Annotated in this window: 13 protein-coding genes; 2 read left to right on the plus strand and 11 right to left on the minus strand. The window is 68.4% G+C overall.

The window, feature by feature from the left end:
* Nucleotides 1–31: 31 nt before the first annotated feature.
* The gene (locus ACAM58_RS16275) at nucleotides 32–454 is read left to right on the plus strand and encodes a cupin domain-containing protein (protein WP_012748460.1); all 423 of its coding nucleotides are present in this window, start codon (nucleotides 32–34) and stop codon (nucleotides 452–454) included.
* Between the two features lie 178 nt (nucleotides 455–632).
* A complete protein-coding gene (locus tag ACAM58_RS16280) occupies nucleotides 633–1,214 on the plus strand; it encodes a GbsR/MarR family transcriptional regulator (protein WP_012748461.1) in 582 nt (193 codons plus the stop codon).
* Between the two features lie 11 nt (nucleotides 1,215–1,225).
* Here the strand turns inward: ACAM58_RS16280 and cydX are convergent, their stop codons facing one another.
* From cydX to ACAM58_RS16335, 11 genes are all read right to left on the minus strand, one after another.
* Nucleotides 1,226–1,375, minus strand: coding sequence for a cytochrome bd-I oxidase subunit CydX (gene cydX, locus ACAM58_RS16285; RefSeq protein ID WP_012748462.1), 150 nt, complete (start codon nucleotides 1,373–1,375; stop codon nucleotides 1,226–1,228).
* A 14-nt stretch (nucleotides 1,376–1,389) separates the two neighbouring features.
* Nucleotides 1,390–2,544, minus strand: coding sequence for a cytochrome d ubiquinol oxidase subunit II (cydB, locus tag ACAM58_RS16290; protein WP_012748463.1), 1,155 nt, complete (start codon nucleotides 2,542–2,544; stop codon nucleotides 1,390–1,392).
* On the minus strand, nucleotides 2,541–4,145 hold the full coding sequence (locus ACAM58_RS16295; RefSeq protein WP_012748464.1) for a cytochrome ubiquinol oxidase subunit I: 1,605 nt from the start codon (nucleotides 4,143–4,145) through the stop codon (nucleotides 2,541–2,543). Before ACAM58_RS16295 ends, cydB begins: the two co-directional genes overlap by 4 nt.
* 50 nt (nucleotides 4,146–4,195) lie before the next feature.
* Complete coding sequence (locus tag ACAM58_RS16300) at nucleotides 4,196–5,902, minus strand: ATP-binding cassette domain-containing protein (protein WP_012748465.1); 1,707 nt, start codon at nucleotides 5,900–5,902, stop codon at nucleotides 4,196–4,198.
* Complete coding sequence (gene cydD / locus ACAM58_RS16305) at nucleotides 5,899–7,605, minus strand: thiol reductant ABC exporter subunit CydD (RefSeq protein ID WP_369663095.1); 1,707 nt, start codon at nucleotides 7,603–7,605, stop codon at nucleotides 5,899–5,901. The genes ACAM58_RS16300 and cydD overlap by 4 nt, the downstream gene beginning before the upstream one ends.
* Nucleotides 7,606–7,766: 161 nt before the next feature.
* Entirely contained in the window at nucleotides 7,767–8,879 is a 1,113-nt protein-coding gene (locus tag ACAM58_RS16310) for an acyltransferase (protein ID WP_012748467.1), read from the minus strand.
* A 50-nt stretch (nucleotides 8,880–8,929) separates the two neighbouring features.
* Nucleotides 8,930–9,892, minus strand: coding sequence for a nitronate monooxygenase family protein (locus tag ACAM58_RS16315; protein ID WP_012748468.1), 963 nt, complete (start codon nucleotides 9,890–9,892; stop codon nucleotides 8,930–8,932).
* 81 nt (nucleotides 9,893–9,973) lie between these two features.
* Nucleotides 9,974–11,764: an acyl-CoA dehydrogenase gene (locus tag ACAM58_RS16320; protein WP_012748469.1), complete on the minus strand. Its 1,791-nt coding sequence runs from the start codon at nucleotides 11,762–11,764 to the stop codon at nucleotides 9,974–9,976.
* A 74-nt stretch (nucleotides 11,765–11,838) separates the two neighbouring features.
* On the minus strand, nucleotides 11,839–12,771 hold the full coding sequence (locus tag ACAM58_RS16325; protein ID WP_012748470.1) for an electron transfer flavoprotein subunit alpha/FixB family protein: 933 nt from the start codon (nucleotides 12,769–12,771) through the stop codon (nucleotides 11,839–11,841).
* Between the two features lie 13 nt (nucleotides 12,772–12,784).
* Nucleotides 12,785–13,534 carry an electron transfer flavoprotein subunit beta/FixA family protein gene (locus ACAM58_RS16330; protein WP_062361769.1) on the minus strand — a complete coding sequence of 250 codons (750 nt, stop codon included), beginning with the start codon at nucleotides 13,532–13,534 and terminating at the stop codon, nucleotides 12,785–12,787.
* A gap of 139 nt (nucleotides 13,535–13,673) precedes the next feature.
* Nucleotides 13,674–14,954: a mechanosensitive ion channel family protein gene (locus ACAM58_RS16335; protein ID WP_012748472.1), complete on the minus strand. Its 1,281-nt coding sequence runs from the start codon at nucleotides 14,952–14,954 to the stop codon at nucleotides 13,674–13,676.
* Nucleotides 14,955–14,960 lie beyond the last annotated feature (6 nt).

Here is a 14,960-nt window from a genome sequence, read left to right on the forward strand (position 1 = left end):
CATCACCACCACTGCCGCGAAGGAGCGCCCCATGCTGGACCGAACCGCCACCCAGTTCTCCCACGTCAAGCCCGGCGACACCGAGTACGTCTCGGGCGGCCTGCGCGATTTCTTCCTTTACCGCGACCTTGGCATTGCCGAGGCCACCAACGGCAAGGTCATCGCGCACCTCGTCAAGGCCAACATGGCACCGGAAACGGGCACCGGCTGGCACCGCCACGAGGCCGACTTCCAGATCGTGATCATGCTCAAGGGCTGGGCCCGCTTCATGTACGAGGACAAGGAAACGCGGGTCGAGGCCGGCGACGTGGTGCACCAGCGGCCGGGCATCCGGCACTTCCTGTTCGACTACTCGCCCGACATGGAATACCTGGAGATCGTCTCGCCGGCCGACTTCAAGAGCATCGACGTCGAGCCGGTGTGCGAGATTCCGCCGCCGACGCCGTGGGTCTAGGGGCGCTCATCTGGGAAAGGGGCGGTACAGCGCGCAGTCGGGGTTCAAGCGCACGCCGAAGTCGGACGCGGCAACTGATGGATCGGGAATTCACCTTGGCGGGACGAAACACATCCTTCTGTGCCGGAAAGATTCAGTCTTTCTTGAAGCTACAGCAATTCGCAACGAAAATCTGCGGATGCCCACCGCCACCCTTCCCCCGCTCAGCCGCCAGTTCGTCGCCCACTTCGGCGAGATGGGCAGCAAGTGGGGCATCAACCGCACCGTCGGCCAGATCTATGCGCTGATCTTCATTTCCGAGCATGCGCTCAATGCCGACGAGATTGCCGAGCTGCTGGAGTTCTCGCGCTCCAACGTGAGCATGGGCCTGAAGGAACTGCAGGCGTGGCGGCTGGTGCATCTGCGCCATCAACCGGGCGACCGGCGCGAGTATTTCGAGGCGCCGGCGGATGTGTGGGAGATCTTTCGCGTGCTGGCCGAGGAGCGCCGCCGCCGCGAGATCGAGCCGACGCTTTCGATGCTGCGCAACGCGCTGCTCGAATCGCCCGCAAGCGATGCCGAGCGCCACGCGCAGGAGCGCATGCGCGAGATGCACGACCTGATCGACCGGCTCATGAAGTGGTTCGACGACGTCCAGCGGCTCGCGCCCGAAACCGCGATGCAGCTGATGGGCATGGGCGCCACCGTGACCAAGGTGCTGAGCCTCAAGGACCGCATCACCGGCAGCACGCCCAAGAAGAAAAAGCCGGCCGCCGGCTGAGCGGCCTTTTGTCAGAGCCGCTCCTGCCCCTGCGGCGCTTCGGGCAGCGCGAGCTTCTCCTTGCGAATGGCGTCGTCGTCCATCAGTTCGTACCACATCGCGTTGAGAACAGCGAAGGCGGCCGCCAGCGGCAGGCCGAGAATCCAGGCGAAGTACCACATATTTTTTGCTCCGTTCAGTACGCGTGTCCGCTCTCTTCGCGGATCGCCTTTTCGTCGACCTTGCCCCACAGCACGTGGTAGACCCAGGTGGTGTAGGCCACGATGATGGGAATGAAGATGCCCGTGACCACCAGCATGATGAAGAGCGTGAGGTGGCTCGATGATGCGTCCCACACCGTGAGGCTCGCGCGCGGGTCGATCGACGACGGCAGGATGAACGGGAACATCGATGCGCCCACGCTCAGGATGATGCCGGCAATGCCGAGCGCGGCCGCCAGCAGCGCGAGCACGGGCCGGCGCAGCAGCAGGCCCCCGAGCGCCCCCAGCAGGCCGGCAAAGCCCGCCGCCGGCGCGGCCATGGTCCAGGGATGGGCCGCATAGTTGGCAAGCCATGCACCTGCGTGCAGCTCGACGGTCTTCAGGAGCGGATTGGACGGCCCCACCATCTGGGCCGCGCTCGTGATGCGGTAGCCGCCGATGGCCGAGGCCATCCACATGCCCGCCAGCGCATACAGCGCGATGCCGGCCACCGCGGCAACGCTGCCATAGAGGCGCGCGCGCTCGGCCACCGGGCCCGCGGTCTTGAGCTGCAGCCACGCCGCGCCGTGCGCGACCATCATCGCCACCGACACCAGCCCGCACAGCAGCGCGAACGGATTGAGCAGCGCGAAGAAGCTGCCGTCGTAGTGGATGTGCATGTCCGCCGCGAAGCGGAACGGCACGCCCTGCAGCACGTTGCCCACAGCCACACCGAAGATCAGCGCGGGCACCAGGCCGCTGAAGAAAAGCACCGCGTCCCAGCGCGCGCGCCAGGCCGGCTCCTCGCGCTTGCTGCGGAACTTGAAGGCCACGGGCCGCAGGATGAGCGCCGTGAGAATCACGAACATCGCCAGGTAGAAGCCCGAGAACGACACCGCGTACAGCTGCGGCCAGGCCGCGAAGATCGAGCCGCCGCCAACGATCAGCCACACCTGGTTGCCCTCCCATACCGGGCCCACGCTGTTGATGACCAGGCGACGCTCGAGGTCGGTGCGCGCGGCAAACGGCAGCAGGATGCCGCTTCCCAGGTCGAAGCCGTCAGTCACGGCAAAGCCGACCAGCAGCACGCCGATCAGCGCCCACCAGATGATTCGAAGCGTGTCGTAGTCGATGAGTTGATGCAGGATCATGAGGAACTCCCTGGCGCCGCCATGGCGCGAACTGGCGGAACATGGGACCGGGCTTCGCCGACATCGGGTGCATGCTCGGCCTCCGGCCCCTTGCGTATCACCTTGAGCAGCAGCTTCATCTCGATGATGAAGAGCGTGGTGTAGATCGCGATGAAGCCGCCAAGCGTGATGAGCAGCGTCTTCACGCCCAGGTTCGACACCGCCACCGCCGTTGGCAGCACGCCTTCGATCACCCAGGGCTGGCGGCCGAACTCGGCCACCAGCCAGCCGGACTCGATGGCGATCCACGGCAGCGGGATGGCCAGCACCGCGGCCCTGAGCAGCCAGCGGTGGCGGTCGAGCCGGCGCCGCGCCGAAAGCACGAAGAAGGTGGCCGTCAGCACGATCAGCAGCATGCCGATGCCCACCATGATCCGGAACAGCCAGAACAGCGGCGCCACCTGCGGCACGGTGTCCCATGCGGCCTTGGCGATCTGCTCGGGCGTGGCGTTGCGCGGGTCGTCGACATAGCGCTTGAGCAGCAGCGCATAGCCCATGTCGGTGCCGCCGTTCTCGAAGGCATCGCGCACGCCCTGCGGCACGGCTTGCGTACTGCCGGCGGCGCGGATCTGCTGCAGCGCGTCGTAGGCCTTGATGCCTTCGCGGATGCGCACCTCGGCGCGCTTCACGAGCTCGTCGATGCCGGGGATCACGGTATTGAGCGAGCGCGTGCCGATCAGCCCCATCACCGCCGGAATATGGATGGCGTAGTGCGTCTCGCGCGCTTCCTGGTCGGGGAAGCCGAAGGCGGTGAACGCCGCAGGCGCGGGATGCGTCTCCCACATGGCCTCGATGGCGGCGAGCTTCATCTTCTGGTGTTCGGTCGACAGGTAGCCGCTCTCGTCGCCCAGCACCACCACCGACAGCGACGCCGCCAGGCCGAACGAGGCCGCGACCGTCATCGAGCGCTTGGCCAATTCGAGGTGGCGGCCCTTGAGCACGTACCAGGCCGACACGCCGAGCACGAACACCGCCGCGCACACATAGCCCGCCGACACGGTGTGCACGAACTTGGCCTGCGCCACGGGGTTGGTCAGCACCGCGAAGAAGTCCGTCACCTCCATGCGCATGGTCTGCGGATTGAAGGCCGCGCCCACGGGGTTCTGCATCCAGCCGTTGGCAATGAGGATCCACAGCGCCGAGAAGTTGGAGCCGATGGCCACGGCCCAGGTCGCGACCAGGTGGCCCACCTTGGAGAGCTTGTCCCAGCCGAAGAAGAACAGGCCCACGAAGGTGGCTTCCATGAAGAAGGCCATCAGCCCCTCGATGGCCAGCGGCGCGCCGAAGATGTCGCCGACGTAGTGGCTGTAGTAGCTCCAGTTCATGCCGAACTGGAACTCCATCACCACGCCGGTGGCCACGCCCATCGCAAAGTTGATGCCGAACAGCACGCCCCAGAACTTGGTCATGTCGCGCCAGATCACGCGGCCCGTCATCACGTAGACGGTTTCCATGACCGCGAGGATGATCGACAGCCCGAGCGTCAGCGGCACGAACAAAAAGTGGTAGAGCGCCGTGGCGGCGAACTGCAGGCGCGATAGCGCAACGATGTCGAGGTCCATGGGGGCTTCCTTTTTGTGTTCCCTGTTTTTGGTCTTTGGCTTCTGTCGGTTCAGTCGGGCCGCAGCGCGTCGAGCGCGGCGTCGAAGGCGGGGCTGCCGCGCCGCAGTTCGGCAACGATGCGGCCCTGGCGCATGCACACCAGGCGGTCGGCCAGCGCGGCCTCGCGCCGCAGGTGCGTGGCGATCAGCAGCGTGCGCGGGCCGGCCTCTGCGTACAGGCGCTGCAGCACGTCATGTGCGATGGCGGCATCCAGCGCCTCGGTGGGCTCGTCGAGCAGCCAGAGCGGCACCGGGCGCAGCAGCAACCGCGCGAGCGCGAGCCGGCGCGACTGCCCGCCCGAAAGGCCCAGGCCGCCTTCGCCCAGCGCGGTATCGAGTCCGGCGGGGAAGGAGTGCACGTCACTGGCGAGACCGGCCGATTGCAATGCGTTCCACAGGCGGACGTCGTCCGCGGCGGGATCGGCGAGCCGGAGGTTGTCTCGCAGGCTGTCCTGGAAAAGTTCGGTGCGCTGGGTCAGGAGGCAGGCCGGCTCAGCGTTGACGCTGCCGGCCAGCGGCGCTACTTCTCCGGCAATCACCGCGAGCAATGTCGACTTGCCCGCACCGCTCGCGCCGACGAGCGCCACGCGTTCGCCCGGCGCGATGGCCAGCGAGACATCGTTCAGCGCGGGAATGCCGCTGCCGAAGTGCGCCGCACTCAGGTGGGCCAGACTCACCGCCCAAGCCGCGCCGGGTTCAACGACGGCGACACCCGGTCGCGCTTCGTCAGGCGCCAGGCGCGGCGCGAGGCGCCCGACCGCGAGCCAGGTGCGGCCGGCATCGAGCGCGCCGCGCCGCAGGGCCGCGAACGGCTCCGTGGCCGTCAGCGCCACGAGCAGCCCGAGCGCCGCGGCAGGCGCGCCGATGGCGCCCTCGCCCACGAGCACACCCACCGCCAGCAGCACGCCCACCAGTGTCAGCGTGCCGGCCACGTTGTAGGCCGCGCCGGCCGAAGTCTCGAGCCTGTTCAGCGCGAGGTCGGCCTTGGCCAGGCGCGCATCGGCATTCATCAGTGCTTCGCGCTGCGCATCGGCACGCCCCGCCATCACCAGGTCGGTCTGGCCCGCGACGAGGTCGACGGTGCGCGCCCGCAGCGCCTCGATGCCATGCGCGCGGCGCACCGCCGGACGCCGGGCGCGCCGCGCGATGAACAGCGCCAGACCCCAGCCGGCGGCCACCAGCCACAGCAGCAGCGCGAGCCCCACGCCGGCGTGCATGAACCCGAGCACCACGCCCGCGAGCAGCGCCGCGCCCAGCGCCGCGGCGGCGGGCACGAGCAGCCGCAGGTAGAGCGACTCCAGCGCATCGATGTCGGAAGTCAGCCGGAACAGGAGCCGCGATGGCCGCATCGCCAGCTGGAGCGCCGCGCCGGGGCGCGCCCAGCCGCGGAACAGGCGCACGCGCAAGGCCGCGAGCACGCCGAAGCTTGCGTCGTGCGTGACCAGGCGCTCGCCGTAGCGCGATGCGGTGCGCCCGAGCGCCAACAGCCGGATGCCGGCCGAGGGCATGAACACGTCGAAGGTGAAGGCCGTGGCCGCATGCAGGCCCGCGAGTGCCGTCGCGGTGATGAACCAGCCCGACAGGCCGAGCAAGGCCATGCCCGCCAGCACGGTGGCCGCCGCCAGCACGCCGCCCCACAGCAGCGCGCGGGGCTGCGCCGCCAGGAACGGCCGCAGCACCAGCCGGAGGTCGCGCCAGCCACCCTGGGAACTGCTCATGCGGCGCGCTCCAAGGCGGCATCGGCCGGCTCGGCATCGAGACGGACCGAGCGGTTCATGCGCGCCGCCAGCACCGGGTCGTGCGTGGCGACGACCAGGGTCTTTCCGCGGGCCAGGGCCAGCAGCGCGTCGGCCACCTGGGTGGCGGTTTCGGTGTCGAGGTGGGCGGTGGGCTCGTCCACCAGCAGCAGGTCCGCATGGGGGTGGACCGCGATGCGCGCCAGCGCCAGGCGCACCGCCTCGCCGCCCGACAGGCCGATGCCGCCCTCGCCCAGCGCCACGCCCGGATGCGCCTGCGCCACCGTCTCGAGGGAGGCGAAGCGCATTGCCGCCGCAACCTGCGAGGCGCCCACGCCCGCGCGCCCGAGCGCGACGTTGGACTCGACCGAGCCCGCGAACACATGCGGCCTCTGCCCCATCCAGGCGATGCGCTGGCGCAGCGCACCCGCGGTGTGATCGGACAGCGTCACGCCGCCGATGGAGATGTCGCCGTGCGCGGCCGGCAGCAGCCCCGCCAGCAATGACAGCAGCGCGGTCTTGCCCGCGCCGCTCGCACCAGTGAGCGCCACGTGCTCGCCGGCCCCGATGCGCAGGTCCAGACCATCGAAGACCTTGCGCTCTTCGGCCGGCCACGCGAAATGCAGGTCGCGGATCACGATGGCGGGTGCGGAGCCCACGCGTGTCGCGCCTGTTGCGGCACGTGCAACCGGGGCCTGCGCTCCAGGCAGGGGCAATGCGCGCCTTTGCAACGCGTCGAGTGCCTGCAGTGCCGCCTCGCCGGCCGCGCGGTCATGCCAGACCGCCGAGAGTTCGCGCAGCGGTTCGAAGAACGCCGGCGCAAGCAGCAGGATGAACAGCCCTTCCCCCAGGCTCAACTGGCTTCCCCAGGCGCCAAAGCCCAGGGTGCCCAGCAGGTGGAAGCCGACGTAGGCCGCCACCATGGCCACACCCAGCGCCGAGAAAAGCTCCAGCACCGCCGACGAGAGAAAGGCGATGCGCAGCACCGCCATGGTCCGTTCCCGCAGCGCCTCTGCCGCCTGCGCGAGCCGCCCGGCGGCGGCATCCACCGCATCGAGCGCGCGCAGCGTGGCCAGCCCGCGCAGGCGGTCGAGCAGGAAGGCGTTCATGCCGCCCATCTCGACCATCTGCGCCTCGCTCGCGGCCTTGGCGCGCCAGCCGACGATGGCCATGAAAAGCGGAATCAGCGGAGCGGCAACCAGCAGCACGAGCGCCGCCACCCACGAAAGGCTGGCCACCGCCGCCAGGATGACGATGGGAACCACCGTGGCGCGCCAGCGCGCGGGCCGGTAGCGCACGAGATACGGCACCAGCGCTTCGGCCTGCTCGGCCAGCACGCTGGCCGCGCGCCCGGACTCGGCACGCTCGCGGTCCAGCGGCGAACCGGCCGCCAGCGCCCGGGCAGTCTGGGCACGCAGGGCCGAGAGTTGCGCCCGCGCGTGTCCGAAGATGCGTCGCGCGCCCCATGCCTCGCAAACGGCCCGCAGCACGCCCAGCAGCAGGATGCCGCAAGCCGGCCACTGCACCGCCGCAATCCCCTGCCCCGAGGCCAGCCCCTGCACGGCCATGGCCAGCAGCGCCGCCTGCGGAATCCACGTGAGCGCCGCCACGCCTTGTACGAGGCTTGCGGCGTCCGGCCGCGCAAAAAGCTGCAGCGGCGGCCGTGGCGGAGGATGCTTGATCATTCCTTGATATTTTGTATTTTCAGTATTTACTGAATTTTCGCAATCTTATCAAAGGCGGAGAAACCCTGAAGCAGCCGGGAGCGTGACCGCTCCGGCGCCCTCTTGCAACCATTTCAGTGAAAACGGCCGGCGCGCTGCGCTGCCGGCGCGGGCGGCTCAGGTCAGAACGAGACGAGCATCCCGCTGACCAGCAGGCCCGCGAACAATGCCGCGACCACGCGCCACGACGCGGGCCGCAGCTCGACCCTGCGGTGCAGCAATTGCGCGGCTGCCACCGACAGCCCGAAGGTGGCGGCCAGGCCCAGCGCATCGAACCAGGCGGGGTGCGGCCCCATCTGCGCCGCCGCCGCATTGGTGGCCAGCAGCACCGGAAAGTGGATCAGGAACAGCGAATACGACATGCGGCCCAGGCGCTGCAAGGGCATGGCCGCATCCGGCCGGCGACCGAGCGAAAGCCAGTCCCGGCGCTGCGCAACGGCAATCAGCAGCGCGCTCACCAGCGCGGTGGCGATGCGGCTGCGCCAGTCGACCGCGAGCGCGCCCGCGCCGGTCAGCGCGAGCAGCACGATGGCACTGCGCCAGGTGCTCGCGCGCGTCGCGCGTCCGATCCAGAAGGCCAGCATGCCGAGCCCGTAGGCACCGAAGAAATAGAACGCCGTGCCGTCGAGATCGGCATTGCGGTTGAAGAGCAGCAGCGAAGCGGTGGCCACCGCCAGCACCAGCGCCACGGGAATCCAGCGCTCGTACGAAGCCGCTGCAGCCGCCGCCGGCGCCCGCCGCAGCATCGCGGGAAGCCCCATGAGCGCCAGCGCCAGCACGAACAGCTGGAAGTCGATGGCCACGTACCAGACGCCCGTGGACAGTGCCTCGTAGCCCAGCAGGTCCTGCATCAGCAAGCCGTGCGCGAGCAACTGGCCGATGCTCGGCGCGGCCGGCACGTCGTCGCCCACCATCCAGGGGCGCACCAGGGCCGCCACCAGCACCGACACCGTGAGCGCCGCCAGGTAGGGCATGACCAGCCGGCCGTAGCGCTGCAGGATGCGCGCCATCGGCCGCTCCACGCGCAGCAAGCCGTCGGGCGCCAGGCTGGAAGCCGCAAGAAAGCCGGCAATCACCAGGAAGACCTGCACCGCGAGCCGGCCGTCACTGGCCAGCCAGCCCAGCAATCCGGGCGCCAGCAGGAAGGCGCCCACCGGCATCGCGCCGTAGCGCGACAGGTGGTGCCCGACGATCACCGCGCAGGCCAGGCCCTTGGCGATGTCGAGCAGGGGCATCCGCCCGCGCTGTGCGGGCAGCCCGGCAGGCGCCGGGTCGCACGCGCCGCTCAAAGGGCGAGCCGCTGCCTGGCTTGCTGGTACTCGCGCTTGAGCTTCTCGATGAAGGCCGCGGCGCTGGCCACTTCGGTGACGGCGCCGATGCCCTGGCCCGAGCCCCAGATGTCCTTCCAGGCCTTGGCCTTGCTGCCCTCGCCGCCGCCGAAGTTCATGGTCTTGACGTCGCCTTCGGGCAGGTTGGCCGGGTCCATGCCGGCCTTGACGATGCTCGGCGCAAGATAGTTGCCGTGCACGCCGGTGAAGAGGCTGGAGTAGACGATGTCGTCCGAGTTGCCGTCGACGATCGCCTGCTTGTATTCCTCGCTCGCGCGCGCCTCCTCGGTGGCGATGAAGGCGGTGCCGATGTAGGCGAAGTCGGCGCCCATGGCCTGCGCCGCGAGCACCGCGCCGCCGGTGGCGATGGAGCCCGACAGCGCGATGGGGCCGTCGAACCACTGGCGGATTTCCTGCACCAGCGCGAACGGGCTCTTCACGCCCGCATGGCCGCCAGCCCCGGCCGCCACGGCAATGATGCCGTCGGCGCCCTTCTCGATCGCCTTCTGCGCGAACTTGTTGTTGATGATGTCGTGCAGCGTGACGCCGCCGTAGCTGTGCACCGCATCGTTCACGTCGGTGCGCGCGCCCAGCGAGGTGATGACGATCGGCACCTTGTACTTCACGACCATCTCCATGTCGTGCTCGAGCCGGTCGTTGCTCTTGTGCACGATCTGGTTGATGGCAAAGGGCGCGGCGGGCTTGTCGGGGTTGGCCTTGTTGTAGGCCGCGAGCTCCTCGGTGATCTCGGCCAGCCAGTCTTCGAGCTGCGCCGCGGGGCGCGCGTTGAGCGCCGGCATCGAGCCGACCACGCCGGCCTTGCATTGCGCGATCACGAGCTTGGGGTTGCTGATGATGAACAGCGGCGAGCCGATGATCGGCAGCGGCAGGTTCGCGAGCACGGGGGGCAGCTTGGACATGTCTTCTCCGGGAATGGGGTTCGGTTTTATATAAGAGGAAGGCCCGCATCGCCCGTCAGCTGGGCGACACGGGGCCGTGGGTCAGAAGGCGTCGAGCGCCAGTGCCGTGACGCTCTCGGCGCCATCGACGATGCTGTCGCGCAGCCCGGGCACCCTGTTCAGGATGTGCTCGGCATAGAAGCGCGCGGTCGCGATCTTGGCCTGCATGAAGTCCACGTCGACACTGCGCGACGCCAGGTCCGCTGCAATGATCAGCGAGCGCGCCAGCTGCCAGCCGGCCACGAGGTTGCCCGCGAGCATCAGGTAGGGCACGCTGCCCGCGAACACCGCGTTGGGCGACGCCTTGGTCTGGCCCGCGACGAAGTCGACCACTTCGATGAAGGCTTCGCGCGCAGGCTTCAGGCGCTTGAGGACGGCGGCCGCGGCGGGGCTGCCGCTCTTGGACAGCTCGGCTTCGGTCTTCTCGATCTGCGCGGCAATGGCCTTGGCGGTCTGGCCGCCGTCGCGCGCGGTCTTGCGGCCCACGAGGTCGTTGGCCTGGATGGCGGTGGTGCCCTCGTAGATCGTGAGGATCTTGGCGTCGCGGTAGTACTGCGCCGCACCGGTCTCCTCGATGAAGCCCATGCCGCCATGCACCTGCACGCCGAGCGAGGTCACTTCCAGGCTCATCTCGGTGCTGTAGCCCTTCACGAGCGGCACCATGAATTCGTAGAAGGCCTGGTTCTGCTTGCGCGCCTCGGCATCGGGGTGGTGGTGCGCGGCGTCGTACGCGGCCGCGGCCACCGAGGCCATGGCGCGGCAGCCTTCGGTGTAGGCGCGCATCGTCATCAGCATGCGCTTGACGTCGGGGTGGTGGATGATGGGCGCGCTCGCGTTCATCGAACCATCGACCGGGCGGCTCTGCACGCGGTCCTTGGCGTAGGCCACGGCGTGCTGGTAGGCGCGCTCGGCAATCGCGATGCCCTGCATGCCCACGGCATAGCGGGCCGAGTTCATCATGATGAACATGTACTCGAGGCCGCGGTTCTCCTGGCCGACGAGATAACCCACGGCACCGCCATGGTCGCCGTACTGCAGCACGGCGGTGGGCGAGGCCTTGATGCCCATCTTGTGCTCGATGCTCACGCAGTGCACGTCGTTGCGCGCACCCAGCGACCCGTCCTTGCCGACGAGGAACTTGGGCACCACGAACAGGCTGATGCCCTTCACGCCTTCGGGCGCGCCGGTCACGCGTGCGAGCACCAGGTGCACGATGTTCTCGGCCATGTCGTGCTCGCCGTAGGTGATGAAGATCTTGGTGCCGAAGACCTTGTAGGTGCCGTCGGGCTGCGGTTCGGCGCGGCTGCGCACCAGCGCAAGGTCGCTGCCGGCCTGCGGCTCGGTGAGGTTCATGGTGCCGGTCCACTGGCCGCTCACGAGCTTTTCGAGGTACACCGCCTTGAGCTCGTCGGAGCCGGCCGTGAGCAGCGCCTCGATGGCGCCGTCGCTCAAGAGCGGGCACAGCGCGAAGCTCATGTTGGCCGAGTTGAGCATTTCGCCGCAGGCCGCGCCGATGGTCTTGGGCAGGCCCTGGCCGCCGAAGTCCGCCGGATGCTGCAGGCCCTGCCAGCCGCCCGACACGTACTGCGCGAAGGCTTCCTTGAAGCCCGGCGTGGTCGCGACCTGGCCGTCCTTGAAGGACGAGGGGTTGCGGTCGCCCTCGATGTTCAGCGGCGCGACCACGTCCTGGTTGAAGCGCGCGCATTCCTCGAGCACGGCCTGCGCGGTTTCGAGGCCGGCGTCCTCGAAGCCCGGCAGCCTGGCGATCTCGCCGATGTTGGCCAGGTGCTCGATGTCGAACAGCATGTCCTTGAGGGGGGCGGTGTAGCTCATGTCTTGTCTCCAGATACAGCGGATACGAAAAGGGCATCGCGAACGATGCCCTCCGGCTCAGTGCAGCGATGCGATCAGAGCGCCTTCACCAGTTCCGGCACCGCCGTGAACAGGTCGGCCACCAGCCCGTAGTCGGCCACCGAGAAGATCGGCGCCTCTTCGTCCTTGTTGATCGCCACGATCACCTTGGAGTCCTTCATGCCGGCCAGATGCTGGATCGCGCCCGAGATGCCCGCGGCGATGTACAGCTGCGGCGCGACGATCTTGCCGGTCTGGCCCACTTGCCAGTCGTTGGGGGCGTAGCCCGCGTCCACCGCGGCGCGGCTCGCGCCCAGGCCCGCGTTGAGCTTGTCGGCCAAGGGCGTCATCACTTCGGTGAACTTCTCGGCGCTGCCCAAGGCCCGGCCGCCCGAGACGATGATCTTGGCGGCGGTGAGTTCGGGGCGGTCGCTCTTGGTGACTTCGCGGCCCACGAAGCTGGACTTGCCCGAATCGGCCACGCCTTCGGCCGTTTCAACGCTCGCGCTGCCACCGGTGGCGGCTGCGGCGTCGAAGCCGGTGGTGCGCACGGTGATCACCTTGGTGGCGTCGCTGCTCTGCACGGTGGCGATGGCGTTGCCGGCGTAGATCGGGCGCTCGAAGGTGTCGGGGCTTTCGACCTTGGTGATGTCGGAGATCTGCGCCACGTCGAGCTTGGCGGCCACGCGCGGCGCGACGTTCTTGCCGTTGGCAGTCGAGGGGAACAGGATGTGGCTGTAGTTGGAAGCGATCGCCAGCACCTGGGCGGCGACGTTCTCGGCCAGGTTCTCGGCCAGGCTGGGGCTGTCGGCCACGATGACTTTGCTGACGCCCACGATCTGCGCAGCGGCCTTGCCGGCTTCGGCGGCATTGGCACCGGCGACGAGCACGTGCACGTCGCCGCCGCAGGCCAGGGCCGCGGTCACGGTGTTGAGGGTCGCGGGCTTGACGGTCGCGTGGTCGTGTTCGGCAATAACAAGTGCGGTCATGTCGTTGTCTTCCTCAGATCACTTTGGCTTCGTTCTTGAGCTTGTCCACCAGGGTCGCGACGTCAGGCACCTTGATGCCGGCGCCGCGCTTGGGCGGCTCGCTGACCTTGAGGGTCTTCAGGCGCGGCTTCACGTCCACGCCCAGGTCTTCGGGCTTGAAGGTGTCGAGTTGCTTCTTCTTGGCCTTCATGATGTTGGGCAGCGTCACATAGCGCGGCTCGTTCAGGCGCAGGTCGGTGGTGATGACGGCCGGCAGGCTGAGCGTGATGGTCTCCAGGCCGCCGTCGACTTCGCGCGTGACGGTGGCCTTGCCATCGGCCACTTCGACCTTGGAGGCGAAGGTGGCTTGCGGCAGGTCGGCCAGCGCGGCGAGCATCTGGCCGGTCTGGTTGGCGTCGTCGTCGATGGCCTGCTTGCCCAGGATGATCAGCTGGGGCTGTTCCTTGTCGACCAGGGCCTTCAGCAGCTTGGCCACGGCCAGGGGTTGCAGCTCTTCGGTGGTCTCGACCAGGATGCCGCGGTCGGCACCGATGGCCATGGCGGTGCGCAGGGTTTCCTGGCACTTGGCATCACCGCAGGAGACGGCGATGACTTCGGTGACCACGCCCTTTTCCTTCAGGCGCACGGCTTCTTCCACGGCGATCTCGTCGAAGGGGTTCATGCTCATCTTGACGTTGGCAATGTCCACTCCGGTGCCGTCGCTCTTCACGCGCACCTTGACGTTGTAATCGACGACCCGTTTGACAGGCACTAGAACCTTCATTGACTTGACTCCATTGGGATTGCAAAAAGGGGGCTTCGAGGGCAGCCGGTCATTTTAGGGTCCGGCCTTTGCCGCACCTGCGCCCATGGCGACTTGGCACCGCTGTGCAACAAAAAAGAACGACCGTGCTTTTTCGTGATTATACGGCAGCCTCGCGCGTGGCGGAAACGCCCGGCGGCAGCGACTCCACCCGCAGCACGCGCTGCGGATAGGGAATGTCCACGCCCGCGCTGCGCAGGCCCTCGAGAATGGCGATGTTGATGGCCGAGCGCACGTTGTCCTTGCCCTTGTCAGGGTCGGCCACCCAGAAGTTCAGCGTGAACTCCAGCCCGTCGGGCGCGAAGCTGGCGAGATAAGTCACGGGCTCGGGGTCGGTCATCACCCGGGCCTGGGCCTTGGCCGCCGCGCACAGGATGGCCTGCACCTGCGCCACGTCGCTGTCGTAGCCCACCACGATGCTGGTCGTGATGTTGAACTTGCGGTCCGCCATCGAGAGGTTCTCGACGCGGCTGGTAATGAGCGACTCGTTCGGCACGATGGCCTCGCGCCCGTTGCCCGCGCGGATGAGCGTGTAGCGGGTCTTGATGTCGGTGATGCGGCCCTCGAAGGTGTCGACCTTGACGTTGTCGCCGATGCGGATGGAGCGCTCCAGCAAGATCACGAAGCCGCTCACGTAGTTGGCCGCCAGCTTCTGCAGCCCGAAGCCCAGGCCTACGCCCAGCGCGCCGCCCAGCACCGAGAGCGCCGTCAGGTCGACCCCCACCGCCGACAGCGCGAACAGCAGGCCCACCAGCAGCAGGATGGCGCGCACCGCGTTCGAGGCCACCTTGCGCATCGACAGGTCGGTCACGGCCTCGCGCAGGATGCGCTTCTCGATGGTGGCGGCAATCCACAGCGCGATCACCAGCACCAGCCCGGCCGACAGCACGCCCTGGATGATGGTCTGCAGGCTGACGCTCGTCTTGCCGAAGGCCAGCGTGATGCCGTCGAGCTCGGCCAGCACCGGCGGCAGCAGCCCGACGATCCAGAGGATGGCGGCCATCCAGGCGAGCCACGAGATCGTGCGCTCCAGCAGCCGCACCAGGTTGGAGGCGGGAAAGACCGCCCGCATCACGCGCGCGAACAGCCGGATGACCGCCAGCGACAGGAACACCGACACCCCGATGCGCAGCACCAGTACGGGCTGGTAGCCGCTCACCAGGCGCCGGGCCAGCTCGGCGAAGACCAGCGCCAGCAGCGGGAACAAGAGCCCGTCGAAGGTGCGCTCGCCGAACCAGATGGAATCCTTCGGCTGGTCGCGCCCGAACCAGCGGGTGGCCACCCAGGCCAGGACCACGCAGGCGACCAGTGCCGCCAGCTCGATGCCCAGGCCGCGTGCGTCGACCTGGCCCAGGCGTTGTGTGAAATCGTTGAAATTCATCTCTTG

It is taken from the genome of Variovorax sp. V116 (assembly GCF_041154435.1).
Classification (GTDB): domain Bacteria; phylum Pseudomonadota; class Gammaproteobacteria; order Burkholderiales; family Burkholderiaceae_C; genus Variovorax; species Variovorax paradoxus.